Origin of the sequence: Burkholderia ubonensis subsp. mesacidophila (assembly GCF_002097715.1) — a bacterium.
Taxonomy (GTDB): Bacteria; Pseudomonadota; Gammaproteobacteria; order Burkholderiales; family Burkholderiaceae; genus Burkholderia; species Burkholderia mesacidophila.
Window position 1 is genome coordinate 3,405,514 of record NZ_CP020737.1, and the last position, 26,015, is coordinate 3,431,528.

The 26,015-nt window shown below is 69.2% G+C and carries 22 protein-coding genes; 17 read left to right on the forward strand and 5 right to left on the reverse strand.

Features of this window, described 5'->3' with window-relative positions; translation table 11 throughout:
* Nucleotides 1-50 precede the first annotated feature (50 nt).
* Nucleotides 51-374 (reverse strand): DUF1840 domain-containing protein, encoded by a 324-nt coding sequence (locus B7P44_RS16020; protein ID WP_042586434.1) that lies wholly within the window; start codon nucleotides 372-374, stop codon nucleotides 51-53.
* A 200-nt stretch (nucleotides 375-574) separates the two neighbouring features.
* Here B7P44_RS16020 and argS point away from each other — a divergent pair, with 200 nt between their 5' ends.
* The 6 genes from argS to B7P44_RS16050 all read left to right on the forward strand — a co-directional run bounded on the left by argS (nucleotide 575) and on the right by B7P44_RS16050 (nucleotide 8,561).
* Entirely contained in the window at nucleotides 575-2,356 is a 1,782-nt protein-coding gene (gene argS, locus B7P44_RS16025; protein WP_084905762.1) for an arginine--tRNA ligase, read from the forward strand.
* A 78-nt stretch (nucleotides 2,357-2,434) separates the two neighbouring features.
* Nucleotides 2,435-3,355, forward strand: coding sequence for an SPOR domain-containing protein (locus B7P44_RS16030; protein WP_084905764.1), 921 nt, complete (start codon nucleotides 2,435-2,437; stop codon nucleotides 3,353-3,355).
* 63 nt (nucleotides 3,356-3,418) lie between these two features.
* On the forward strand, nucleotides 3,419-4,057 hold the full coding sequence (locus B7P44_RS16035) for a thiol:disulfide interchange protein DsbA/DsbL (RefSeq protein WP_084905766.1): 639 nt from the start codon (nucleotides 3,419-3,421) through the stop codon (nucleotides 4,055-4,057).
* A 19-nt stretch (nucleotides 4,058-4,076) separates the two neighbouring features.
* Nucleotides 4,077-4,850 (forward strand): SDR family oxidoreductase, encoded by a 774-nt coding sequence (locus B7P44_RS16040; protein ID WP_084905768.1) that lies wholly within the window; start codon nucleotides 4,077-4,079, stop codon nucleotides 4,848-4,850.
* 285 nt (nucleotides 4,851-5,135) lie between these two features.
* On the forward strand, nucleotides 5,136-6,722 hold the full coding sequence (locus tag B7P44_RS16045; RefSeq protein ID WP_084905770.1) for an ABC transporter substrate-binding protein: 1,587 nt from the start codon (nucleotides 5,136-5,138) through the stop codon (nucleotides 6,720-6,722).
* Nucleotides 6,723-6,920: 198 nt separating this feature from the next.
* On the forward strand, nucleotides 6,921-8,561 hold the full coding sequence (locus B7P44_RS16050; RefSeq protein ID WP_084905772.1) for an ABC-F family ATP-binding cassette domain-containing protein: 1,641 nt from the start codon (nucleotides 6,921-6,923) through the stop codon (nucleotides 8,559-8,561).
* Nucleotides 8,562-8,577: 16 nt separating this feature from the next.
* Here B7P44_RS16050 and B7P44_RS16055 read toward each other — a convergent pair whose 3' ends face one another.
* Complete coding sequence (locus B7P44_RS16055) at nucleotides 8,578-9,657, reverse strand: MBL fold metallo-hydrolase (protein WP_084905774.1); 1,080 nt, start codon at nucleotides 9,655-9,657, stop codon at nucleotides 8,578-8,580.
* A gap of 296 nt (nucleotides 9,658-9,953) precedes the next feature.
* Here B7P44_RS16055 and aceK point away from each other — a divergent pair, with 296 nt between their 5' ends.
* The 10 genes from aceK (at nucleotide 9,954) to bioB (ending at nucleotide 21,177) form a co-directional block, all read left to right on the forward strand.
* Nucleotides 9,954-11,765, forward strand: a complete 1,812-nt coding sequence (gene aceK / locus B7P44_RS16060; RefSeq protein ID WP_084906739.1) for a bifunctional isocitrate dehydrogenase kinase/phosphatase — start codon at nucleotides 9,954-9,956, stop codon at nucleotides 11,763-11,765.
* A gap of 57 nt (nucleotides 11,766-11,822) precedes the next feature.
* Nucleotides 11,823-12,590 (forward strand): carbonate dehydratase, encoded by a 768-nt coding sequence (can, locus tag B7P44_RS16065; protein ID WP_084905776.1) that lies wholly within the window; start codon nucleotides 11,823-11,825, stop codon nucleotides 12,588-12,590.
* 85 nt (nucleotides 12,591-12,675) lie between these two features.
* Entirely contained in the window at nucleotides 12,676-13,872 is a 1,197-nt protein-coding gene (locus B7P44_RS16070; protein WP_084905778.1) for an acetyl-CoA C-acetyltransferase, read from the forward strand.
* 32 nt (nucleotides 13,873-13,904) lie between these two features.
* Complete coding sequence (locus tag B7P44_RS16075) at nucleotides 13,905-14,582, forward strand: SDR family oxidoreductase (protein ID WP_084905780.1); 678 nt, start codon at nucleotides 13,905-13,907, stop codon at nucleotides 14,580-14,582.
* A gap of 29 nt (nucleotides 14,583-14,611) precedes the next feature.
* Complete coding sequence (locus tag B7P44_RS16080; RefSeq protein WP_084905782.1) at nucleotides 14,612-15,049, forward strand: YchJ family protein; 438 nt, start codon at nucleotides 14,612-14,614, stop codon at nucleotides 15,047-15,049.
* A gap of 107 nt (nucleotides 15,050-15,156) precedes the next feature.
* Nucleotides 15,157-16,419 carry a dienelactone hydrolase family protein gene (locus B7P44_RS16085; protein ID WP_084905784.1) on the forward strand — a complete coding sequence of 421 codons (1,263 nt, stop codon included), beginning with the start codon at nucleotides 15,157-15,159 and terminating at the stop codon, nucleotides 16,417-16,419.
* A gap of 427 nt (nucleotides 16,420-16,846) precedes the next feature.
* Nucleotides 16,847-18,193 (forward strand): adenosylmethionine--8-amino-7-oxononanoate transaminase, encoded by a 1,347-nt coding sequence (gene bioA / locus B7P44_RS16095; protein WP_084906740.1) that lies wholly within the window; start codon nucleotides 16,847-16,849, stop codon nucleotides 18,191-18,193.
* Nucleotides 18,190-19,407, forward strand: coding sequence for an 8-amino-7-oxononanoate synthase (gene bioF, locus B7P44_RS16100; RefSeq protein ID WP_084905788.1), 1,218 nt, complete (start codon nucleotides 18,190-18,192; stop codon nucleotides 19,405-19,407). Before bioA ends, bioF begins: the two co-directional genes overlap by 4 nt.
* The gene (bioD, locus tag B7P44_RS16105; protein ID WP_084905790.1) at nucleotides 19,404-20,123 is read left to right on the forward strand and encodes a dethiobiotin synthase; all 720 of its coding nucleotides are present in this window, start codon (nucleotides 19,404-19,406) and stop codon (nucleotides 20,121-20,123) included. The genes bioF and bioD overlap by 4 nt, the downstream gene beginning before the upstream one ends.
* A 34-nt stretch (nucleotides 20,124-20,157) precedes the next feature.
* The gene (gene bioB / locus B7P44_RS16110) at nucleotides 20,158-21,177 is read left to right on the forward strand and encodes a biotin synthase BioB (RefSeq protein ID WP_084905792.1); all 1,020 of its coding nucleotides are present in this window, start codon (nucleotides 20,158-20,160) and stop codon (nucleotides 21,175-21,177) included.
* A 167-nt stretch (nucleotides 21,178-21,344) separates the two neighbouring features.
* On the opposite strand, the gene B7P44_RS16115 is transcribed toward bioB, so the two are convergent.
* The 3 genes from B7P44_RS16115 to B7P44_RS16120 form a co-directional block, all read right to left on the reverse strand.
* Entirely contained in the window at nucleotides 21,345-22,067 is a 723-nt protein-coding gene (locus tag B7P44_RS16115) for a copper homeostasis protein CutC (RefSeq protein ID WP_084905795.1), read from the reverse strand.
* 261 nt (nucleotides 22,068-22,328) lie between these two features.
* Nucleotides 22,329-22,466: a hypothetical protein gene (locus tag B7P44_RS36365; protein WP_157721065.1), complete on the reverse strand. Its 138-nt coding sequence runs from the start codon at nucleotides 22,464-22,466 to the stop codon at nucleotides 22,329-22,331.
* Between the two features lie 179 nt (nucleotides 22,467-22,645).
* On the reverse strand, nucleotides 22,646-23,932 hold the full coding sequence (locus tag B7P44_RS16120) for a sensor domain-containing phosphodiesterase (protein ID WP_084905796.1): 1,287 nt from the start codon (nucleotides 23,930-23,932) through the stop codon (nucleotides 22,646-22,648).
* 332 nt (nucleotides 23,933-24,264) lie between these two features.
* On the opposite strand from B7P44_RS16120, the gene B7P44_RS16125 reads away from it, so the two are divergent.
* Nucleotides 24,265-25,932, forward strand: a complete 1,668-nt coding sequence (locus B7P44_RS16125; protein WP_084905798.1) for a Na+/H+ antiporter — start codon at nucleotides 24,265-24,267, stop codon at nucleotides 25,930-25,932.
* The last annotated feature ends 83 nt before the right edge of the window (nucleotides 25,933-26,015 follow it).

Sequence of the window (26,015 nt, forward strand, 5' to 3'; positions counted from 1 at the left end):
AAAAGCCCGCTCGAGAGCGGGCTTTTTGTCGTGCCGGCGGCCGGCGGAGGTCAGAAACCCCAGTGCACGTCGGCCTGGCCGGCCTTCGCTTCGCGCAGCATCGACAGGAACGGCGCGACGCGCTGCGCCAGGCTCGGCGGCACTTCGTGGTGCGCGTGGTCGTCCTCGTCCTCGTGGAAATGGCCGGCGTGCTCCGCGCGCTCCTGCTTCGCCTGCGTGACGGCGTCTTCCAGCTTCGCGATCGCGTGGTCCAGCTCGTCGTGGGTAATCACGCCGCGCTCGCCAAGCTGCTTGCCGACGAGACCCAGCACGTAGACGGCGAAATCCTTCAACACGTCGAGATCCTGTGCCGCCTTGCTCTTAAACGTAATCATGACTATTCCCTTTTCATCTTGTTGTGCCCGCCGGGCCCGGCTGGGGCCGCCGGCAGGCCGGCGTCCGGCCTCGCGGACGCGTGGCGCCTGAGCGGCATATTAGCACCTGTTAAAATTCTACGATCCCTGAAACGCGCGCTTAAAAGAGCGCGCCGGTCCGCCGGCCTCCCCGGCTGCCATCAACGAAGCCTTCTACCAGCATGCTGCCAGCCCAAAAACAGACCCTCGAAGCCCTGCTCGCGGATAGCGTGAAGCAGGTTGCCCACGCCCTGAAGGGCGCCGACGCGGCCTTCGTCGCGCCCGCGATCACGCTCGAGCGCCCGAAGGTTGCCGCGCACGGCGACGTCGCGTGCAACGTCGCGATGCAGCTCGCCAAGCCGCTCGGCGCGAACCCGCGCCAGCTCGCCGAGCAGATCGTCGCGGCCCTCACCGCGCAGCCTGGCGCGCAAGGCCTCGTCGAAGCCGCCGAAATCGCCGGCCCCGGCTTCATCAACCTGCGCCTGACGGCGGCGGCCAAGCAGGCCGTGATCGCCGCGGTGCTCGCGGAAGGGCGCGCATTCGGCCTGTCCACGCGCGAACATGGCAAGCAAGTGTTGCTGGAGTTCGTGTCGGCAAACCCGACCGGCCCGCTGCACGTCGGCCACGGCCGCCAGGCGGCGCTCGGCGACGCGCTCGCGAACGTGATCGCGAGCCAGGGCTACGCGGTGCACCGCGAGTTCTACTACAACGACGCCGGCGTGCAGATCGGCAACCTCGCGATCTCGACGCAGGCACGCGCGCGCGGCCTGAAGCCGGGCGACGCGGGCTGGCCAGAAGCCGCGTACAACGGCGAGTACATCGCCGACATCGCGCGCGACTACCTGAACGGCGAGACGGTCGCCGCGAAGGACGGCGAGCCGGTCAAGGGCGCGGGCGACGTCGAGGATCTCGAGGCGATCCGCAAGTTCGCGGTCGCGTACCTGCGCCACGAGCAGGACATGGACCTGCAGGCGTTCGGCGTGAAGTTCGACCAGTACTACCTCGAATCGTCGCTGTACAAGGAAGGCCGCGTCGAGCAGACGGTCGACGCGCTGATCAAGGCCGGCGTGACCTACGAGCAGGACGGCGCGCTGTGGCTGCGCACGACCGACAACGGCGACGACAAGGACCGCGTGATGCGCAAGACCGACGGCACCTACACGTACTTCGTGCCGGACGTCGCGTACCACGTGACCAAGTGGCAGCGCGGCTTCACGAAGGTGATCAACATCCAGGGCTCGGACCACCACGGCACGATCGCGCGCGTGCGCGCCGGCCTGCAGGGGCTGCACATCGGCATCCCGAAGGGCTACCCCGACTACGTGCTGCACAAGATGGTCACCGTGATGCGCGACGGCCAGGAAGTGAAGATCTCGAAGCGCGCGGGCAGCTACGTGACCGTGCGCGACCTGATCGAATGGTCGGGCGGCGCGGCGCCGGGCCAGGAGGCGGCGCCGGACCTGATCGACGAGGCGACGATCACGCGCGGCCGCGACGCGGTGCGCTTCTTCCTGATCTCCCGCAAGGCCGACACCGAGTTCGTGTTCGACATCGACCTCGCGCTGAAACAGAACGACGAGAACCCGGTCTACTACGTCCAGTACGCGCACGCGCGGATCTGCTCGGTGCTCAACGAATTGAAGTCGCGCTACAACGGCGACGCCGCGCAGCTGCCGGGCGCCGACCTGTCGCAGCTCACGAGCACGCAGGCCGCGTCGCTGATGCAGAAGCTCGCCGAGTATCCGGACATGCTCGCGCATGCGGCGAACGAGCTGGCGCCGCACGCGGTCGCGTTCTACCTGCGCGATCTCGCTGGTGAATTCCACTCGTTCTACAATGCGGAGCGCGTGCTGGTCGACGACGAAGCGCCGCGCACCGCGCGCGCCGCGCTCCTCGCCGCGACCCGGCAGGTGCTGGAGAACGGCCTGGCGATGCTCGGCGTCTCCGCGCCCGCCAAGATGTAAGTTGCCCGAGCGGGCAGACAGGCCGCGGCTGCGCCCGCCGTGGCCTTTTCACGATTCTTTTTGCAGGTGACTCAAGCAATGGCACAACCACGCCGCACGTCGAAGCAATCGAAACAAGCCGGAGGAACATTTCTGGGCATCGTGCTGGGCCTGATCGTCGGCCTCGCGATCGCCGTGGTGGTGGCGCTCTACATCACGCGCTCGCCGTCGCCGTTCGTGTCGAAGGTCGCGCCGCCGCCGGCCGACACCGGCGCGAGCCAGCCGCAGCAGTTCGATCCGAACCGCGCGCTGCAGGGCAAGACGCCCGGCCAGCCGGTGCCGCAGGCCGCGCAGCCGGCGCCGCCGAACACCGCGCCCGGCCAGGCCGCGAACCAGACCCAGGGCGGCGGCCTGCTGCCCGAGCCGCAGATCGTCGAAGTGCCGCCGTCGAACGGCGGGTCGAACGGCTCCAGCGGGTCGACCGCATCGAATGGGGCGAACGCGTCGAATGGTTCGAATGGTTCAAACGGGTCGCATGCGTCGAACGGTTCGAACAACTCGGCAAACAACGGCGTCGCCGTCCCGCCGAAGGCGGCCGACAATACGCCGCCGAAGAAGCCGCAACAGCAGCAGCCGCAGCAGCAACAGCAGGCGGGCGAAGACGACCTCGCGCGCCTCGCCGCGCAGAAGCAGGCGCAACTGCAAGCCGCGCAGAAGGCGCAACAGCAGGCCGCGAACAACGCCGGCAATGCCGCGAAGCCGCCGAGCGCGGGCGACGCGAACACCGGCTACTTCCTGCAGGTCGGCGCGTACAAGACGGAAGGCGACGCCGAGCAGCAGCGCGCGCGCCTCGGCTTCCAGGGCTTCGAGTCGAAGGTGTCGAAGCGCGATGTCAGCGGTGTCACGTATTTCCGCGTGCGCGTGGGCCCGTTCTCGAAATTCGAGGATATGAACTCGGCACGCCAGCGCCTGTCCGATGCAGGAGTCGACACGGCGGTGATCCGTTTCACGAAGCAGTAAGACCGGCCGCACCGCCGCCCCTGTCACGTTTCGCTTCCCGAACAAAGATCTGCCATACACAACATGAAAAAACTGCTGAGCACGCTTCTCCTGTCCCTGAGCCTCGCGGCCGGTTTCGCCCAGGCCGCTCCGTCCGCACCCGTCGCCGGCAAGGATTACGAGGTGATGAAAGCGCCGCAGCCGGTGTCCGCGCCGGCCGGCAAGGTCGAGGTGATCGAATTCTTCTGGTACGGCTGCCCGCACTGCTACGAGTTCGAGCCGACGGTCGAGGCCTGGGTGAAGAAACAGGGCGACAAGATCGACTTCAAGCGCATCCCGGTCGCGTTCCGCGACGATTTCGTCCCGCACTCGAAGCTGTTCTACACGGTGTCCGCGCTCGGCATCTCCGAGAAGGTCACGCCGGCGATCTTCAATGCGATCCACAAGCAGAAGAACTACCTGCTGACGCCGCAGGCGCAGGCCGACTTCCTGGCGACGCAGGGCGTCGACAAGAAGAAGTTCATGGACGCGTACAACTCGTTCAGCGTGCAGGGCCAGGTGAAGCAGTCGGCCGAGCTGCTGAAGAGCTACAACATCGACGGCGTGCCGACGATCGTCGTGCAGGGCAAGTACAAGACGGGTCCGGCCTACACGAACAGCCTCGAAGGCACCGCGCAGGTCCTCGACTACCTCGTGAAGCAGGTCCAGGACAAGAAGCTCTGATCCCCGTCCCGGCGTCGGCATGACAACTCCGCTGAAGGTCTTCATCACCGGCGCATCGAGCGGCCTCGGCCTCGCGCTGGCCGAGGAATACGCGCGCCAGGGCGCGACGCTCGCGCTCGTCGCGCGCCGCACCGACGCGCTCGAAGCGTTCGCGCGGCGCTTTCCCGCGCTGTCCATCTCCGTCTATTCCGCCGACGTGCGCGACCCCGACGCGCTCGCGGGCGCCGCGGCGGCGTTCATCGCCGCGCACGGCTGCCCGGACGTCGTGATCGCGAACGCGGGCATCAGCCAGGGCGCGGTGACGGGCCAGGGCGACCTGGCCGCGTTCCGCGACGTGATGGACATCAACTACTTCGGGATGGTCGCGACCTTCGAGCCGTTCGTCGGCCCGATGACGGCCGCCCGCCACGGCACGCTCGTCGGCGTCGCGAGCGTCGCCGGCGTGCGCGGGCTGCCGGGCTCCGGCGCGTACAGCGCGTCGAAGTCGGCCGCGATCAAGTATCTCGAGTCGCTGCGCGTCGAGCTGCGCCCCGCGGGCGTCGGCGTCGTGACGATCGCGCCCGGCTACATCCGCACGCCGATGACCGCGCACAATCCGTACCGGATGCCGTTCCTGATGGACGCCGACCGCTTCGCCGCGCGCGCGGCCCAAACGATCGCGCAGCAGCGCGCGTTCCGCGTGATTCCGTGGCAGATGGGCGTCGTCGCGAAGGTGCTGCACGTAATGCCGCGCTGGCTGTACGACCGCCTGTTCGAGAAGGCCCCGCGCAAGCCGAAGGCAAGCGCACACTGAGCTCCCCGGGTCCGGCCGCACGGCCGGACCGCTTTCGAGCGCCGCCGCCGCGCGCCCGAACCCGCCCCGCCCTCTCTCCCGCCCCGACCGCCGGCTGCCCGGCGCGCAAACGGCCGTTCCGTCGTCATCGCAGCCGTTTTTCGCGCAACTCGCCGCGTTCCGTCGCCTTTTTCCACGCAAGGCGCGCTTTGACGGTATGCTATCCGCCGGCCGCGTCGCCTCCGGGCGGCGCATTCGCATCCCGTCATCAATCAAGCAAAAAGCACACGCCACGTGGGAGAACCTATGCACGTCAAGCTGTTCGCCGCGGTCGCCCTGGCCGCGGCTCCCGTCCTCGTCGCCGCCAAGCCGCTCACCGTCTGCACGGAATCGAGCCCGGACGGCTTCGACGTCGTGCAGTACAACTCGCTCGTCACGACCAACGCGTCGGCCGACGTGATCTTCAACACGCTGGTGTCGTACGACGAAGCGACGAAGAAGGTCGTGCCCGCGCTCGCGGACAAATGGGACGCGAGCGCCGACGGCCTCACCTACACGTTCCACCTGCGCCCGAACGTCGCGTTCCAGACCACCGACTATTTCAAGCCGTCGCGCCCGCTGAACGCCGACGACGTCGTGTTCACGTTCGAACGGATGCTCGACGACGCCAATCCTTGGCACAAGGTCGCCGGCGCGAGCGGCTTCCCGCATGCGCAGTCGATGGGCCTGATCAAGCTCGTGAAGTCGGTGTCGAAGGTCGACGACAGCACCGTGAAGTTCGTGTTGAACGAGCCGAACGCGACGTTCGTGCCGATCCTGACGATGGGCTTCGCGTCGATCTACTCGGCCGAATACGCGGACCAGCTGCTGAAGGCGGGCAAGCAGGCGGACCTGAACGCGAAGCCGGTCGGCACCGGCCCGTTCGTGCTGAAGAGCTACACGAAGGACGCGCTGATCCGCTACGACGTGAACCCGGCCTACTGGGGCGCGAAGCCGAAGGTCGACCGGCTGATCTACGCGATCACGCCCGACCCGTCGGTGCGCCTGCAGAAGGTGAAGGCCGGCGAATGCCAGATCGCGCTGTCGCCGAAGCCGCAGGACGTGCTCGCCGCGAGGGGCGAAAGCGCGCTGAAGGTCGTGCAGACGCCCGCATTCATGACCGCGTTCGTCGCGCTGAACACGCAGAAGAAGCCGCTCGACAACGACAAGGTGCGGCAGGCGCTGAATCTTGCGTTCGACCGCGCGAGCTACCTGAAGGTCGTGTTCGACAACACCGCGACGCCCGCGAACAACCCGTATCCGCCGAACACGTGGAGCTACGCGAAGGACGTCGCGCCGTATGCGTACGATCCGGCGAAGGCGAAGCAGCTGCTCGCCGCGGCGGGCTTCCCGAACGGCTTCTCGACGACGATCTGGGTGCGCCCGACGGGCAGCGTGCTGAACCCGAACCCGAAGGCCGGCGCGGAGCTGCTGCAGGCCGATCTCGCGAAGATCGGCGTGAAGGCCGAAGTGAAGGTGATCGAATGGGGCGAGCTGATCAAGCAGGCGAAGCTCGGCCAGCATGACCTGCTGTTCATGGGCTGGGCCGGCGACAACGGCGATCCGGACAACTACCTGACGCCGCAGTTCAGCTGCAACGCGGTGAAGTCCGGCATCAACTTCGCGCGCTACTGCGATCCGCAGCTCGACAAGCTGATCGCCGACGGCAAGGAAACGGCCGACCAGGGCAAGCGCGCGAAGCTGTACGAAGCCGCGCAGAAGCTCATCCACGACCAGGCGCTGTGGATTCCGCTCGGCTATCCGACGGCGGCGGCACTCACGCGCGCAAACGTCAGCGGCTACCGCGTGAGTCCGTTCGGACGCCAGAACTTCGCGACGGTGTCGGTGCAGTAACCCGCCCCCGACCGTGGCGCGCAAGCGACGGGTGTGACCGCCCGCCGCTTGCGGATCGCGCGCCGCGCTTGCTACACTCCGCCGATCTTTTCTCTCGCCGGACTCCAGCCAAAGTGAACAACTAAGCCTTCCCAAAATGTCTTCGCCGCCGCGTCATGCGCGCCGCGCGAACGGTTTCATGCATTTTCGGAGGAGCTTATGGCTCAAGTCACGTCCGCCGCGACGCTCGTCGCGCTTCATCACGTTTCTTTCCGCTTCGACACCGGCGTCACGCTGTTCGATTCGCTCGACCTCACGCTCGATCGCACGCCGACCGGCATCGTCGGCCGCAACGGCATCGGCAAAAGCGTGCTCGCGCAGCTGATCGCGGGGCGGCACGCGCCGAGCGCCGGCACGATCGACCGCCGCGTGCCGGTCGCCTACGTCGCGCAGCAGCGCATCGACGCGTCGCCCGATCCGCGCACCGTCGCGCGAGCTGCCGGGCTGCACGCGCCCCTTGCGGCGCTCGCGCGGCTCGCGGGCGGCAGCGCCGAGCCGCACGATTTCGACCTGATCGGCGAGCGCTGGGACCTGGCCGAGCGCCTGCGCGCCGAGCTCGACGCGGCCGGGCTGCACGGCGTGCAGCCCGCGACGCCGGCGCACGCGCTGAGCGGTGGCCAGCTCGCGCGCGTGGCGCTGATCGGCGCGCTGCTGTCGGACGCCGGCCTGCTCGTGCTTGACGAGCCGACCAACCATCTCGACGCGCCGGGCCGCGCGTGGCTGCGCGCGGCGCTCGACGGCTGGCGCGGCGGCCTCGTCGTCGTCAGCCACGACCGCGCGCTGCTCGCCGACGTCGAGCGGATCGTCGAACTGACGCCGCAACGCGTGCGCTCGTACGGCGGCAACTACGCGCTCTACCGCGCGCAGCGCGACGCGGAGCAGGATGCCGCGCAGGCCGCGCTCGATCATGCGCGCACCGAGCGCGGGCGCGTCAGGCGCCGGCTCGAACAGGAGCACGACACGATCCAGCGCCACGCGGCCGGATCGCTCCGCTACGCGAAGACGGCCAATCTGTCGTCGATGGCGCGCGAGAGCCGCAAGGGGGCGGCGCGCAACGTCATGGGGCACGTCCGGCGCCATCAGCACGACACCAAGGCGACGCTCGACGAGCGCGTGCAGCAGGCGGCCGCGCGCGTCGAAGCCGACGCGCCGGTGCTCGTGTCGCTGCCGGGCACCGAGGTCAGCGCGCGCCGCCAGCTCTTCACGCTCGAGCGCGCGCAACTGCCGTGGCGCGCGACGGGCGCCGCGGACGCGATCACGTGGTCGGCGAGCGGGCCCGTGCGCATCGCGCTCACCGGCCCGAACGGCTGCGGGAAATCGACGTTGCTGCGGATGCTCGCGGGTGAACTTTCACCGCGCTCGGGCGAATGCACGACGCACGTGAGCGCCGCGTATCTCGACCAGCGGCTCGCGCTGCTCGACCCGGACCGCTCGATCGTCGAGCAGCTCGGCCTGCTCGACACACCGCTCGCCGAAGGCGACCTGCGCAGCCGTCTCGCGCTGCTGCAGCTCGATGCGGCGCGCGCGACGCAGCCGGCGCGGCAACTGAGCGGCGGCGAGCGGCTGAAGGCCGCGCTCGCGTGCGCGTTGTGGCGCGGCACGCCCGCGCAATTGCTGCTGCTCGACGAGCCGACCAATCACCTCGATCTCGAATCGGTGCGGGCGGTGGAAGCGGCACTCGCGGATTTCCCGGGCGCGCTGGTCGTCGCGTCGCACGACGCGGCGTTTCTCGCGGCGCTCGAACCGACGCACACGATGCAGTGGAATCGCGACGGGTGGCGCTACGAGCCCGTCGCGTGAGGTTGATGGCGCGGAGTCAGCGCGCGATGCTGAAGCGCAGCACGCCGTCGTCGCCCTGCTCGCGCACGAGTTCGCCCGCAAGCCACAGCAGGTTCAAATGCGCGATCGCCTCGCCGAGCGCGAACGTCATCTGGTGGATGTCGAGCTCGCGGCGGCGGAACATGATCGGCACGATGTCGGCCGCGCTCATCGGTTTCTCCGCGCACGCCGTGCGCACTTCGTCGAGCCGCGCGTCGTGGTGCGCGCGCAGTTGCGCGATGCGGGTGCGCACGCCGCGGAACGGCTTGCCGTGCGACGGCAGCACGAGCGTGTCGGCGGCCATCGTCTCGTAGCGGCCGAGCGATTCGAGGTACAGCGCGAGCGGGTTCGCTTCCGGTTCGAGGTCGAACACCGACACGTTCGTCGAGATGCGCGGCAGCACCATGTCGCCGGAGATCAGCAGGCCGTCGGCATCGCAATGCAGCGCGCAATGTTCAGGCGAATGGCCGTAGCCCGTGACGACGCGCCACGTGCGCCCGCCGATCGTCACCGCGTCGCCTTCGCGCAGGCGGCGATAACGCGGCGGCACGGCCGGCACCAGGTCCGAGTAGTAGCTGCGGCGGTTGCGCAGCTTGTCGAGCGACACGGGATCGGTGAGGCCGTGGCGCGCGAAGTGATCTGCCGCGGCTGCGCCGCCTGCGTTCGAGCCGTTGCCGGCGGCCATCAGGCAGCCGAACATGTATTCGCCGAGCGTCATCCACAGCCGCGCCTTCCAGCGCGACTGGCCGCCGCCTTCGCACAGCCAGTTCGCAAGCCCGAAGTGATCGGGATGGCAGTGCGTGACGATCACGCGCAGCACCGGCAGGCCGTCGAGATGGGTGTCGAAGATCCGTTCCCAGTGCTCACGAATCGCGTCCGACGCGATCCCGCAGTCGACGATCGTCCAGCCGGCCTGCCCGTCGATCTCGTCGCGCAGCAGCCAGAGATTGATGTGATCGAGCGAGAACGGCAGCGGCATGCGCAGCCAGCGCACGCCGGGCGCGACCTCGAACGCGTCGCCCGCGGCGGGCAGCGTATCGGCGAAGGGATAGTCGAGTTGGTGTTCCAGTGCGTTCATCGGTGGGGCGTCTCGTCGTTATGCATGCGGGGCCGGCGTGCGGCCGGGCCGCCGCGGGCGTTCCGCCGATTCTATCGCCGTCTCGCGGCGGGCGTCGCCCGGGCCGCCCGCGCGTCAAAAAAAGTTCGCGTCAGATTCGGTTCCGTACCTGTATCTTTATGCGAAGAAGCCCCGAACGTCGCGGAACGCCGGGCAACGCCCCCGATGACGCGCCGTCCGGCCCGCCGCCGGATGCGCTGAATCCGGCGCCCGGACGCTAAAATACCGAGTGCTTACCGCCCATGAGCCTGCACGCAATGAATCACTTCCCCAAACTGCTGTCGTCGCAGATCGGCTTCGATGTCGCGCAGACCATGCTCGAGAACTTCGACCGCCACTACCGGATCTTCCGCGAGGCGGCCGTCGAGGCGAAGGCCCTGTTCGAGCGCGCGGACTGGCACGGGCTGCAGCGGCTCGCGCGCGAGCGCATCACGTCGTACGACGATCGCGTGCAGGAATGCGTCGAGGTGCTGGAAGACGAATACGACGCGGAGAACATCGACGACGAGGTCTGGCAGCAGATCAAGCTGCATTACATCGGCCTCCTGACGTCGCACCGCCAGCCCGAGTGCGCGGAAACGTTCTTCAACTCGGTGTGCTGCAAGATCCTGCACCGCTCGTACTTCAACAACGATTTCATCTTCGTGCGCCCGGCGATCTCGACGGAATACCTCGAGAACGACGAGCCCGCCGCGAAGCCGACCTACCGCGCGTACTACCCGGGCACCGACGGGCTCGCGGTCACGCTCGAGCGCATCGTCACGAACTTCCAGCTCGAGCCGCCGTTCGAGGATCTCGAGCGCGACATCGCTTGCGTGATGCAGGCGATCCACGACGAGTTCGGCCGCTTCGACGAAGCGCCGAATTTCCAGATCCACGTGCTGTCGTCGCTGTTCTTCCGCAACAAGACCGGATACGTGATCGGCCGCATCATCAACGGCGACCGCGTGCTGCCGTTCGCGGTGCCGATCCGCCACACGCGCCCGGGCCTGCTCGCGCTCGACGCGGTGCTGCTGCGCCGCGACCAGCTGCAGATCATCTTCAGCTTCTCGCACTCGTACTTCCTCGTCGACATGGGCGTGCCGTCCGCGTACGTCGACTTCCTGTGCTCGATCATGCCGGGCAAGCCGAAGGCGGAAATCTACACGTCGGTCGGCCTGCAGAAGCAGGGCAAGAACCTGTTCTACCGCGACCTGCTGCATCACCTGTCGCACTCGAGCGACCGCTTCATCGTCGCACCCGGGATCAAGGGCCTCGTGATGCTCGTGTTCACGCTGCCGTCGTTCCCGTACGTGTTCAAGATCATCAAGGACCGCTTCCCGCCGCCGAAGGAAACGACGCGCGCGCAGATCATGGAGAAGTACCAGCTCGTCAAGCGCCACGACCGGCTCGGGCGGATGGCCGACACGCTCGAATATTCGAGCGTCGCGCTGCCGCTCGCGCGGCTCGACCACGCGCTCTTGCGCGAGCTCGAGAAGGAAGTGCCGTCGCTGCTCGAATACGAGGGCGACAACCTCGTGATCAAGCACCTGTACATCGAGCGTCGGATGGTCCCGCTCAACCTGTACCTGCAGAACGGCACCGACGCGGAAGTCGAGCACGGCGTGCGGGAGTACGGCAACGCGGTGAAGGAGCTGATGAAGGCGAACATCTTCCCCGGCGACATGCTGTACAAGAACTTCGGCGTCACGCGCCACGGCCGCGTCGTGTTCTACGACTACGACGAAATCGAGTACCTGACCGACTGCAACGTGCGCCGCGTGCCGCCGCCGCGCCACGAGGAGGACGAGCTGTCCGGCGAGCCGTGGTACTCGATCGGCCCGCACGACATCTTTCCCGAAACCTACGGGCCGTTCCTGCTCGGCGATCCGCGCGTGCGCGACGTATTCTTGAAATACCACGCCGATTTCTTCGAGCCGGCCCTGTGGCAGGCGAGCAAGGACCGGCTGCTGCAGGGCGAACTGCCCGATTTCCATCCGTACGACGCGTCGCTGCGCTTTTGCGTGCGCTACCCCGATCGCTTCGACGCGGCGGACGACGACGAAGGCGGCGCGCAGCGCGCCGCCTGAAACGCCCCGAAACCGCCCTGATACCGACCCGTTTTCCGTACCCGGAATCCCAACCCGATGAATACCAACGACCACCCGCTCTCACACCTGTTCGACAACAACGACGCCTGGGTCAAGCGCAAGCTCGCCGACGATCCGCAATACTTCTCGCGTCTCGCCGACCAGCAGGCGCCGGAATACCTGTGGATCGGCTGCTCGGATTCGCGCGTGCCGGCGAACCAGATCATCGGCCTGCCGCCGGGCGAAGTGTTCGTGCACCGTAATATCGCGAACGTCGTCGTGCACACCGACCTCAACTGCCTGTCGGTGATCCAGTTCGCGGTCGACATCCTGCGCGTGAAGCACATCATGGTGGTCGGCCACTACGGCTGCTCGGGCGTGAACGCGGCGCTGCACAACCGCCGCGTCGGCCTCGCGGACAACTGGCTGCACCACGTGCAGGACGTGCGCGAGCGGCACGCGGCGCTGCTCGACGAATGGCCGGTCGGCGAGGCGCGCTACCGCCGCCTGATCGAGCTGAACGCGATCGAGCAGGTCGTCAACGTGTGCCGCACGACGATCGTCAACGACGCGTGGGCGCGCGGCCAGCAGCTCACCGTGCACGCGCTCGTGTACGGCGTGCACGACGGCCGCATGCGCGACCTCGGAATGGCCGTGTCGAACCCCGACGCGCTCGACGGCACCTACCGGCGCGCGGTCGCCGCGCTGGGCGCGCGCGGCGACCACGCACGCGGCAACGACATGGTCGCGGCCGATGCGGCGCAGCTCACCGAAGTCGCGCAGTCCGTCGCGGATACGTTGAAGCCTTGCGCGGGAACGGAGTAAGGGCTAACGGCTCATGCCGGCCCGGTGCGAAGCATGGGGCCGGTGTAGGCGCTGAAGCGCCAACTCGGGCCGACAGGAGACGAACATGTCAGTTATCGATCACAACGATCCGATCGTCATCGCATCGGCGGCGCGCACCCCGATCGGCGGATTCCAGGGCGACTTCGCGTCGCTCGCGGCGCCGCAGCTCGGCAGCGCCGCGATCGGTGCGGCGCTCGCGCGCGCCGGCGTCGCCCCGGACCGGATCGACGAAGTGCTGATGGGCTGCGTGCTGCCCGCCGGCCAGGGCCAAGCGCCCGCGCGGCAAGCGGCGCTCGGCGCGGGCCTGCCGCTCTCGACCGGCTGCACGACGATCAACAAGATGTGCGGCTCGGGCATGCGCGCGGCGATGTTCGCACACGACATGCTCGCCGCCGGCTCGGCCGACGTGATCGTCGCGGGCGGCATGGAAAGCATGACCAACGCGCCGTACCTGCTGCCGAAGGCGCGCGGCGGGATGCGCATGGGCCACGCCCAGGTGCTCGACCACATGTTCCTCGACGGCCTCGAGGACGCGTACGACAAAGGCCGCCTGATGGGCACGTTCGCCGACGAATGCGCGGCCGAGTACGCGTTTTCGCGCGACGCGCAGGACGCGTTCGCGATCGAGTCGCTCGCACGGGCGAAGCGCGCGAACGAGGACGGCTCGTTCGGCTGGGAAATCGCGCCCGTGACGGTGGCCGGCAAGAAGGGGGAGACAGTCGTGTCGCGCGACGAGCAGCCGTTCAAGGCCGATCCGTCGAAGATCCCGTCGCTGAAGCCCGCGTTCGGCAAGACCGGCACCGTCACCGCCGCGAACGCGTCGTCGATCTCCGACGGCGCGGCCGCGCTCGTGATGATGCGCGCGTCCACCGCCGCGCGGCTCGGTGTCGCACCGCTCGCGCGCGTCGTCGGCCATGCGACGTTCGCGCAGGCGCCGGCGAAGTTCACGACCGCGCCGGTCGGCGCGATCCGCCGCCTGTTCGAGCGCAACGGCTGGCGCGCAGCCGACGTCGACCTGTACGAGATCAACGAGGCGTTCGCGGTCGTCGCGATGGCGGCGATGAAGGAGCACGACCTCGCGCACGACCGCGTCAACGTGAACGGCGGCGCCTGTGCGCTCGGCCACCCGATCGGCGCGTCCGGCGCGCGCATCCTCGTCACGCTCATCGGCGCGCTGCGCGCACGCGGCGGCACACGCGGCGTCGCGAGCCTGTGCATCGGCGGCGGCGAAGCCACCGCGATGGGCATCGAACTCCTCTGACCAAACGGCACCACTGCCAAGGAGCGTCGTACATGAAAACCGCATTGATCATCGGCGCATCGCGCGGCCTCGGCCGCGAATTCGTCCGGCAATACCGGCGCGACGGCTGGAACGTGATCGCCACCGCGCGCGACGACGCATCGCTGGCCGCGCTGCGCGAACTCGGCGCGCACGCGCATCCGCTCGACATCGCGCAACCGGAGCAGATCGCCGCGCTCGGCTGGCAGCTCGACGGCGAGCGGCTCGACGTCGCCATCGTCGTGTCGGGCGTCTACGGGCCGCGCACCGAAGGGGTCGAAACGATCGCCGCCGAGGATTTCGACGCGGTGATGCACACCAACGTGCGCGGCCCGATGCAGCTGCTGCCGATCCTGCTGCCGCTCGTCGAGGATGCGCGGGGCGTGCTCGCGGTCGTGTCGAGCCGGATGGGCAGCATCGCCGACGCGACCGGCACGACCGGCTGGCTGTATCGCGCGAGCAAGGCCGCGCTGAACGACGTGCTGCGCATCGCGTCGCTGCAGACGCGTCACGCGGCGTGCGTGTCGCTGCATCCGGGCTGGGTGCGCACCGACATGGGCGGCGCGGAAGCGGCGATCGATCCGGAGACGAGCGTGACCGGCATGCGGCGCGTGCTCGCCGAAGCCGCCGCCGACCTCGCGCTCGCGAACGGCCGCTTCTTCCAGTACGACGGCATCGAGCTGGCCTGGTAACAACCCAACGTCGTTAATTCCTCTTTCGCATGATTCTGTCCCGACCTGACGCGTGCCCATGCGGCGGCGCGTCCCCGCTTCCCGCCGGCCGCGCGCCGGCGCCCCGCTACGCCGCGTGCTGCGGCCGTTTCATCGACGGCGGCGAGGCGGCGCCGACCGCGCTCGACTTGATGCGTTCGCGGTACAGCGCGTACGTGCTCGGCGCGACCGACTACCTGCGCGCGACGTGGGCCGTCCGCACCTGCCCCGCAGATCTGGATGCCGACCCCACTGCGCCCGACGCGCCGCGCTGGCTCGGCCTCGCGGTGAAGCGCCACGCGCCGCTCGACGAGCGCCACGCGGAGGTCGAGTTCGTGGCCCGCTACAAGGTCGGCGGGCGCGCATACCGGCTTCATGAGACGAGCCGTTTCGAGCGCGACGAGCAGGGTTTCTGGCGCTACGTTGACGGCGATGTAAGCGAGCGCTGATAAATAGTTGCTGTGTCAGACGCCGGGTAATTCCCGCATTGCACTACCCAAAATTGTCAGGCTACGATGAGCCCTGGTTTGGTCGAGTTGCATGGCAGGGCTTACGAATGGCGTTCAGCAAGGTACTGGTGGGATGGATGGCAGCGTGCGCGCTGTCGGCCGCGCTGGCCGACACGCTGCCGAACGCCGGCGCCTCGAGCGGGCCGCTCGCCCGCGCCGAACGCTTCGACTACGGCGCCTCGGGCCTGCCCCAGGTTGCCGCCGACCTGAACGAACAGATCATCCGCATCCCGGCCGACGCATCCGGCACCGTTACCCTCGAAGCCACGCTGTTCAAGCCGGATGGCCCCGGCCCGTTCCCGCTCGTCGTGTTCAACCACGGCAAGAATCCCGGCGACCTCCATCAGCAGCCGCGCAGCCGCCCGCTCGCGTTCGCGCGCGAATTCGTGCGCCGCGGCTATGCGGTGATCGCGCCGAACCGCCAGGGCTTCGCCGGCTCCGGCGGCACCTATCAGCAGGAAGGCTGCAACGTCGCGAAGAACGGTCTCGCGCAGGCGGCCGACATCGGCGCGACGATCCGCTACATGTCACACCAGTCGTACGTCGATGCGTCGCACATCGTCGTCGCCGGCACGTCGCACGGCGGGCTCGCATCGATCGCCTACGGCACCGAAGCGGCGGCCGGCGTGCGCGGCATCATCAATTTCTCCGGCGGGCTGCGCCAGGACCTGTGCGACGGCTGGCAGCGCAATCTCGTCGACGCGTTCGACCAGTACGGCGCGCGCACCGCGGTGCAGTCGCTGTGGCTCTACGGCGACAACGACTCGGTGTGGACGCCGGCGCTCGTCGCGCAGATGCACGACGCGTATGCGTCGCACGGCACCCGCGCGGAGTTCGTCGATTTCGGCCGCTACAAGGACGACGCGCACCGGCTGATCGTCGACCGCGACGGCGTGCCGGTCTGGTGGCCCGCCGTCCACGCGTTCCTGGCCAAGCTGAACCTGCCGACCGCGGTGCGCTACGCAGTGGCGAACCCGCACGAGCCGAAGGCGTCGGGCTATGCGTCGATCGACGCGGTCGACGCGGTGCCGTTCATCGACGCAGCCGGCCGCGACGGCTATCGCCGCTTCCTGAACCAGCACCCGAGCCGCGCGTTCGCGGTGTCGGCCGAAGGCGCGTGGTCATGGGCCGAGGGCGGCGACGATCCGATGGCGCTCGCGCTCGACAACTGCGCGAAGCAAGGCGCGGGCGCTTGCCGGCTGTATGCGGTCAACGATCGCGTCGTGTGGAACGCGAATACGTCGCAGACCGCGGACAGCGGCGAGCGCGACGACGACGCGCAGGCCGCACGTTCGCTCGCGGCGCGCTGATCGCGCGTTCGCCTGATCCACCCCATCCCCTGTTTCGATTCCCGTTCGCTTGTGTGATGACGCGGCCGCGCGTCGGCCCGCGCGCGCCTTCGCGCCCTGTTTTCCCGCGCATTCCGGACCGGCGAATCATGATTTTTTTCTACTGGGGGGCGTCACTCGGACGTCGTCATCTGCACGCATTTCGGGGCTTCTGAGCCGTACCGTCCCGAGCCGCCCGGATCTGCGTCAAAATCCCGCCAGCCAAGGCTTTGCGGCGTTTGTAACCGGTAGTGCAAGGCGCGGCGGAACACGCTAATCTCAGCGCGTTTCGTGTTTTACATGCCGTGTTTTGCACGCCGCCCTGACGGCTTGCATGGCCGTCATCCGATACCGGCCGCGACGCATCCCCGACGATGCCGCGCGCCACCTGTTTCTCACCGGAGCCGTTTTGAGTACGCAAGCGACCGACGACTGGGTCGCGCGCAGCCTGCGCGCGGTCTGGCACCCCTGCACCCAGATGAAGCACCACGAGCGGATGCCGCTCATTCCCGTCGCGCGCGGCGCTGGCCTGTGGTTGTACGACCGCGACGGCCGCCGCTATTTCGACGCGATCAGCTCGTGGTGGGTCAACCTGTTCGGCCATGCGAACCCGGACATCAACGCCGCGCTGAAGGACCAGCTCGACACGCTCGAGCACGCGATGCTCGCGGGCTGCACGCACGAGCCCGCGATCGAGCTCGCCGAGCGGCTGTCCGCGCTCACGCAGCACACGCTCGGCCATGCGTTCTTCGCGTCGGACGGCGCGTCCGCCGTCGAGATCGCGCTGAAGATGAGCTTCCACGCGTGGCGCAATCGCGGCCTCAAGGAAAAGCAGGAATTCGTCTGCGTCGCGAACAGCTATCACGGCGAGACGATCGGCGCGCTCGCCGTCACCGACGTTGCGCTGTTCAAGGACGCGTACGACCCGCTGATCCGCCACGCGCACGTCGTCGCGTCGCCCGACGCGCGGCTCGCGCAGCCGGGCGAGACGGCCGCCGACGTCGCGGGCCGCGCGCTCGCCGACGTGCGGCGCCTGTTCGTCGAGCGCAACGGCAAGATCGCCGCGCTGATCGTCGAGCCGCTCGTGCAGTGCGCGGCGGGCATGGCGATGCACGATCCGTCGTACGTGCGCGGGCTGCGCGCGCTGTGCGACGAATTCGGCGTGCACCTGATCGCCGACGAGATCGCGGTCGGCTGCGGGCGCACCGGCACCTTCTTCGCGTGCGAGCAGGCCGGCGTGTGGCCCGATTTCCTGTGCCTGTCGAAGGGCATCAGCGGCGGCTACCTGCCGCTGTCGCTGGTGCTGTCGCGCGACGAGATCTTCGCGGCGTTCTACGACGACGACACGACGCGCGGCTTCCTGCATTCGCACTCGTACACGGGCAACCCGCTCGCGTGCCGCGCGGCGCTCGCGACACTCGACCTGTTCGCGCGCGACGACGTGCTCGCGCGCAATGCACGCAACTCCGCCGCGCTGCGCGACGCACTCGCGCCGCTCGCCGCGCATCCCCGGGTGCGCCACCTGCGCGAGCGCGGCACGCTGTTCGCGTTCGACGTCGCGCTCGACGGCGACGCGGCGCGCGGCTTCTCGCGGCGCTTCTTCGAACGCGCGCTCGAACGCGAGCTGCTGCTGCGCCCGATCGGCACGACCGTCTACCTGATGCCGCCGTACGTGATGACTCATGACGACATCGCGTGGCTCGCGCAGCGCACGCGCGACACACTCGACGCCACCCTCGCGGAGATCACCCGATGACCCTGCTCGACACCCTGCAGCGCGGCCTTGCCGAGCTCGACGCACAAGGCCTGCGCCGCCTGCGCCGCACCGCGGACACCGCGTGCGACGCGCACATGAGCGTCGACGGCCGCACGATCGTCGGCTTCGCGAGCAACGACTACCTCGGCCTCGCCGCGCATCCGGCGCTCGTCGCCGCGTTCGGCGAAGGCGCGCAGCGCTACGGCTCCGGCAGCGGCGGCTCGCACCTGCTCGGCGGCCACTCGCGCGCGCACGCGCGGCTCGAGGACGAGCTCGCGGGCTTTTCCGGCGGCTTCTCCGACGCGCCGCGTGCGCTGTACTTCAGCACCGGCTACATGGCGAACCTCGCCGCGATCACCGCGCTGTCGGGCAAGGGCGCGACGATCTTCTCCGACGCGCTGAACCATGCGTCGCTGATCGACGGGATGCGCCTGTCGCGCGCGACCGTGCAGGTCTACCCGCACGCGGACATGGCCGCGCTCGCCGCGCTGCTCGATGCATCCGACGCGCCGACCAAGCTGATCGTCAGCGACACCGTGTTCAGCATGGACGGCGACCTCGCGCCGCTGCCCGAGCTCGTCGCGCTGGCCGAGCGGCACGGTGCGTGGCTCGTCGTCGACGACGCGCACGGCTTCGGCGTGCTCGGCCCGCAAGGGCGTGGCGCGCTCGCGGCCGCCGCGCTGCGCTCGCCGAACCTCGTCTACGTCGGCACGCTCGGCAAGGCGGCCGGCGTCGCGGGCGCGTTCGTCATCGCGCACGAAACGGTGATCGAATGGCTGATCCAGCGCGCGCGCAGCTACATCTTCACGACGGCCGCGCCGCCCGCGGTCGCGCATGCGGTGTCGGCGAGCCTGAAGGTGATCGCCGGCGACGAAGGCGACGCGCGGCGCGCGCACCTCGCCGCGCTGATCGAGCGCACCCGTGCGCTGCTGCGCAGCACGCGCTGGCAGCCGGTCGATTCGCATACGGCCGTGCAGCCGCTCGTGATCGGCAGCAACGATGCGACCCTCGCCGCGATGCGCGCGCTCGACGCGCACGGCCTGTGGGTGCCCGCGATCCGGCCGCCGACCGTGCCGGCCGGCACGTCGCGGCTGCGCATCTCGCTGTCGGCCGCGCATTCGTTCGACGATCTCGCGCGGCTCGAAGCGGCGCTGATCGACGCGAGCGACCGGGCGGCGGTCTCCGGCGAAGCGGACCGGCGGGAGGCCGCATGAGCCCCCCGCTGTCGCTGTTCGTCACCGGCACCGATACCGAGATCGGCAAGACCTTCGTGTCCGCCGCGCTGCTGCACGGCTTCGCACGGCTCGGCCTGCGCGCGGCCGCGATGAAACCGGTCGCGGCCGGCGCGTACGAGCAGGACGGCGTGTGGCGCAACGAGGACGCCGACCAGCTCGACGCGGCCGCGAACGTCGTGCTGCCGCCGGCGCTGCGCACGCCGTTCCTGCTGAAGGCGCCGGCAGCACCCCACCTCGCCGCCGCGCAGGAGGGCGTGACGCTCGACCTCGACACGATCGTCGCGTGCCATCGCGACGTGCTGACGCGCGCGGACGTCGTCGTCGTCGAGGGCGCCGGCGGCTTTCGCGTGCCGCTCACCGACACGCGCGACATGGCCGACCTCGCGGTCGCGCTCGGCGTGCCGGTCGTGCTCGTCGTCGGCGTGCGGCTCGGCTGCATCAGCCACGCGCTCCTCACCGCCGACGCGATTCGCCAACGCGGGCTCACGCTCGCCGGCTGGGTCGCGAACCACGTCGATCCGGCGATGTCGCTCCAGGACGAGAACGTCGCGACGCTGCGCGACTGGCTCGCCCGCGAGCACGGCGCGCCGCTGATCGGCCGCATTCCGCATCTGGCGCCGGCCGCCCCGGAATCCGCCGCGGCGATGCTCGACGTCGCCGCGCTCGTCGACGCGCTGCGCGCCGCGCAGCGTTGAATCACCCTATTTCCCCGCACCCAGGAACAACGATATGACCCAAGCCCAGACTGCCGCAGTGCAAACCGACGCAATCCCCGTGGCCGCTCCGGCCGCGCAGCGCTGGCGCGTCGCCGACGTCGTCGCCCTGTTCGACCTGCCGTTCAACGACCTGATGTTCCGCGCGCAGCAGGTGCACCGCGAGCACTTCGACGCGAACGCGGTGCAGCTGTCGACGCTGCTGTCGATCAAGACGGGCGGCTGCGAGGAGGATTGCGGCTATTGCTCGCAGTCGTCGCATCACGATACGGGCCTGAAGGCCGAGAAGCTGATGGACGTCGACGCGGTGCTCGACGCCGCGCGCGCCGCGAAGGCGAACGGCGCGAGCCGCTTCTGCATGGGCGCCGCGTGGCGCAACCCGAAGGAGCGCCACATGCCGGCGCTGACCGAGATGGTGCGCGGCGTGAAGGAGATGGGGCTCGAGACCTGCATGACGCTCGGCATGCTCGAGGACGAGCAGGCGAAGGAACTCGCCGACGCGGGCCTCGACTACTACAACCACAACCTCGACACGTCGCCGGAGTTCTACGGCCAGATCATCTCGACGCGCACCTACCAGGACCGCCTCGACACGCTCGACCGCGTGCGCGACGCGGGCATCAACGTGTGCTGCGGCGGGATCATCGGGATGGGCGAGTCGCGCCGCGAGCGCGCGGGCCTGATCACGCAGCTCGCGAACCTGAGTCCGTATCCGGATTCGGTGCCGATCAACAACCTCGTTGCGATCGAAGGCACGCCGCTCGAAGGCACCGCTGCGCTCGACCCGTTCGAGTTCGTCCGCACGATCGCGGTTGCGCGGATCACGATGCCGAAGGCCGTGGTGCGGCTGTCGGCCGGCCGCGAGCAGCTCGACGACGGGCTGCAGGCGATGTGCTTCCTCGCGGGCGCGAACTCGATGTTCTACGGCGACCAGCTGCTGACGACCAGCAACCCGCAGACCCAGCGCGACCGCGCGCTGTTCGACCGGCTCGGCATCCGCGCGAGCCAGGCGGACGCGCTCGGCACGGACGCGTAAGCGCGCGACCACCGCGCAATGCAGAAGCCGGGGCATGCCCCGGCTTTTTTTCGTTCAGCCGACGATCCGCGCGGCATTGCCCTGCGGCTCGCGGATCACGGTCTTCCCGCTCCGCCAGCGCCTGCCCTCGATCGCGGATTCGCCGGCACGCGCGGCTGCAGCGTGCGTCACGCTCGCCCGGCCCCGTCGAGCACCGAGCGCACCTTCGCGACAAGCCTCTCGTCGACGGGCGCGAGCACCTCGCCGCGCGGGCGCACGCCCGAGCCGAAATGCACCGCGCGCACGCCGGTCGTCCTGACGAAGTCGCCGACCGCGTCGGCGGTCAGCCCCGAGCCGGCCAGCACCGTGCACGGCGTACCCTCGGCGCGCCGCACCATCCGCGCGATCGTCGCGGCCGCGTCGAGCACCGACGGATGGCCGCCCGAGGTAAGCACCGACGTGACGGCCGGCACGCGCAGCAGCGCGTCGAATGCGGCGTTGAGGTCGCGCGCGACGTCGAACGCGCGATGGAACGTGAGCGCGCGGCCTTCGGCGGCGCCGGCGATGCGCGCGAGTGCGCCGAGGTCGATGTCGCCGCGCGCGTCGAGCGCGCCGAACACGACGCCGTTGGCGCCGGCCGCGACCGCCGCGCGCACGTCGCGCTCGATCACCCGGAGATCGTCGGCGTCGTAGACGAACGAGCGGCTGTGCGGCCGCACGATCACGTTGACGGGAATCGGCACCGCGGCGACGACGGCCTCGATCAGGCCGACGCTCGGCGTCAGCCCGCCCTCGCCGATCGCGGTGACGAGTTCGAGACGGTCGGCGCCCGCGCGGGCGGCGGCTTTGGCGTCGCCGACGGTCGCGGCGATGACTTCGAGCAGGACGGACGGGGAAGCGCTTCGGTTCATTGGCGGCTCGCGTATCGGTATGACGATTCGCGCATCCTAGCCGAGCGGCGCGGGCAGCGCCAGACAGCGGGTCGCATCGACGTATCGGTGCAATCGTGTACGCCGTGGAGAACAGGGAACAAAGCGTCAGTGAAATCCTGTCGGGTCGCAGCTGGAGTCGCCGCCGGGGCCCCCTGCGGCGATTTCCCGGCATTGACCGGGGTGCAATCCGCAGCGCCGGCCGAGCGGCCTTGCTGCGGAGCCAACATGCGCTGATTTAAATCAGGGGAAGATACCGGGGTCGTTGACGTTAACGCATTCGCCGCTCGGGAAGCAAACGATCGTGCCCGCGTAGGCTGCGGAGCCTGCAAAGAGCAATGCGGACGCAGCGGTGAACAAAACCAGCAGTTTCTTGATCATGGATGGGTTTCCTCATGAAATAGCAAAATGGGCGATCGCGCGGAATCGGGACCGGGATCGTCCTGATCGCCGATCAGGAAACGTAATCGTAGGTGCGCGGCTTCGTCTGACGAATGATTCTCAACAAATCATCAATCCGTACGCCCGAGCCGCCGGCCACGTCACGACATGCACGCGGGCTAATCCTCCAGCACCTCCTCGTCGCCCCAGTCGATATCCCCGCACAGCACGCGCAGCGTGTCGCCCACGCGGACCGCGACCGACAGCGTCACGCATGGCTGCGCCTCGTTGATCGACAGGTACGGCCGCGTCACCTGCACGCGGCCCGGCTCGGCGATCGCGGTACGGAAATACGGCCGCCGCAGCCAGTTCGCACCCTGCGCGTCCGCGAGCGGCAGAAAGCGCGTCTCGCGGGCCGCGCGATCGGCGCGCAGCACGACGTTGCGGCCCGCCTGCCGGCCCTGCGCGTCGAGCAGGAAGCAGCGCGCCGCGCCATCGAGCGCGAGGAAATTCCAGCACACCTCGTCGAGCGGCTCGCCGGCCGCCAGACGCTCGGCCGCGCGCTCGAACGCGCGCAGGTACGGCGCGAGCCGCTGCGCGTCGCGCCGCTCGTGCGCCTCGGTCTGCCGGCGAAAGCGCTCGGTCAGCTCGCCGATGCACGCGTTCGCGGCCGCGCTGTCGGACAGCCCCGGCGCCGGCCGGCCGAAGAAGTAGCCCTGCACGAAATCGGCCTCGCACGACAGCGCGATCTGCGCTTCGTGCTCGGTCTCGATCCCTTCGACCAGCACCAGCTTGCCGGCCTCGTGCAGCAGCGTGACGAGACCGTGCAGGATCGCGGTGAGCCCGGTGCGGTGCGCCGCGTGCGACAGCATGATGCGGTCGAGCTTCACGATGTCCGGATTCAGCTGCCAGATCCGCTCGAGGTTCGAATGGCCCGCGCCGAAATCGTCGAGCGCGAGCAGGAAGCCCTGCGCGCGGAATTCCCGCATCGCGTCGGCAAGCCGCTCGTGGTCGTCCGCGCGCTGCTCGAGCACTTCGAGCACGATGCGGCGCGGCGGCATGTCGAGGCGCTTCAGGTTCGCGAGCAGCGCCGCGGCCTGGAACGGATCGGTCAGCACGCCCGGATGCACGTTCAGGAACAGCCATTCGCGCTCCGCGCCGAGCAGCGCGAAGTTCTCGAGATGCAGCGCCTGCGCGAGCCGGTCGAGCTGCAGCAGCTCGCCGTGACGCGCCGCGTCGCCGAACACGTCGAGCGGCGACACCGGCCGGTCGAGCGTGTCGTGCGCGCGCAGCAGCGCTTCGTAGCCCACCGCACGCTGGTGCGACAGGCTGAAAATCGGCTGGAACACGCTCGTGAGCGTCAGGTCGTGATGCTGCGTCGCAAGACGCTCGAGGCCGGACGTCACCTCCCGCTCGAAGCGGTACGGCGACGCGGCGGCCGGACGCTCCTGTTGCACGATCGTCATACCCCCTTCCTCCTGATGCTGGCGAACGCGGCGGCGGACGAACTGGACGGCGCGTGATGTGTGATGCGGGTTGTCATGCGGATTGTCATGCGGGTTGTCATGATTCGGCCCTCGGATCTTCGGTTGTTGTCGTCGCTTGTCGGCAAGCATCAAGCAAGCTTCGTGCGCACGCCGTGCACGCCCGCCGCGCACGCCTGCGCGAGCGGCGCACCGCTGTGGCGCACGCCACGCGCACCATTTCAGTGCGCACGCACCGGCGCACTCGAACGCAGCCGTCCGGTCGGCACGCTACACTCCGTACGACCGTTTCATACCCCGCTTTCGACGTATCGATGGAAATTGTCTTCACCGTCCTGGTCCTGCTGCTCACCGTCGCGCTGTCCGGCGCGCTCACGCGCGTGCTGCCGTTGCGGCTGCCGCTGCCCCTGATGCAGATCGCGTTCGGCGCGATCCTCGCGTGGCCGAAATTCAACCTGCACGTCACGTTCGACCCCGAAATCTTCATGCTGCTGTTCATTCCGCCGCTGCTGTTCGCGGACGGCTGGCGGATTCCGAAGCGCGAGCTTTACCTGCAGCGCCGCGCGATCCTGATGCTCGCGTTCGGGCTCGTGTTCATGACGGTACTCGCAGTGGGCTACTTCGCGCATTGGCTGATTCCCGAGTTGCCGCTGCCGATCGCGTTCGCGCTCGCCGCGGTGCTGTCGCCGACCGACGCGGTCGCGCTGTCGGGCATCGCGGGCAAGGGCCGGATCCCGCCGCAGCTGATGCACATCCTCGAGGGCGAGGCGCTGATGAACGACGCGTCCGGCCTCGTCGCGCTGAAGTTCGCGGTCGCCGCCGCGCTGACCGGCATGTTCTCGCTGCGCGACGCGTCGCTCACGTTCGTGATCGTCGCGGCGGGCGGGCTCGTGACGGGCGCGGCCGTGTCGTGGCTGTTCAGCGCGCTGTCGACGCGTTTCCTGAACGCCGAGCAGGAAGGCGACCCGGCGCCCGGGATCGTGATGACGCTGCTCGTGCCGTTCGCGGCCTACCTGATCGCCGAGCATCTCGACCTGTCGGGCGTGCTGGCGGCCGTCGCGGCCGGGATGATGATGAACTACACGAGCTTCTCCCGCAAAAGCACCGTCGCGTCGCGCGTGCGCGCGGAAAGCACGTGGGCGATGATCGAGTTCGTGTTCAACGGCATGGTGTTCATCATGCTCGGCCTGCAGCTGCCGCACATCATCGGCCGCGCGCTCGTCGACGCGCATCACACGAGCGACGCGCTCGTCGGCCGGATGATCTTCAACGTGCTCGCGATGATGCTCGCGCTCTACGCGATCCGCTTCATGTGGGTCTGGCTGCTGCGCTGGATCGCGAGCCGCCGCGCGGCGCGCCAGGGCCTTGCCGGCACGATGGCCGGGCTGCGCACGATCGCGGTGATGACGGTCGGCGGCGTGCGCGGCGCGGTGACGCTCGCCGGCGTGCTGTCGATTCCGGTCGCGCTCGCCGACGGCACGCCGCTGCCCGGCCGCGACACCGCGATCTTCGTCGCGTCGGCCGTGATCCTCGGTTCGCTGATCTTTGCCGTGATCGGGCTGCCGCTCTTGCTGCGCGGCGTGCGCTCGACGCGCAATCCGCTCGCCGACGAGGAGCGCCACGCGCGCGCCGCCGCCGCGCAGGCCGCGATCCGCGCGATCGATTCGTCGCACGGCGCGATCTCGACCGATCTCGACGAATCGGGCGCCGCGCGCTGCGCGGACATCTCCGCGCGCGTGATGGACCAGTACCGCCGCCGGCTCGCCGCGCTCGCCGAGGACGGCCCCACGCCGCGCGCGCAGGCGCAGCAGTCCGAGACGATGGAGCTGCAGATGCGGATCGCGGCCGTGCGCGCGGAACGCTCCGTGCTGTACCGGCTGCGCGGCGAAAGCAGGATTTCCGACGAGACGCTGACCAAGCTGATCCGCGAGATCGATTTGTCGGAGACGGCGCTGTCGACGCGCAAGAAGGGCATCGTCTGACGGCGCGGGCACGTCGCCGTCGAAACGCCTCCCCATAAAAAAACGGCGACGCCCCAAAGCGTCGCCGTTTTCCAATCCGCCTG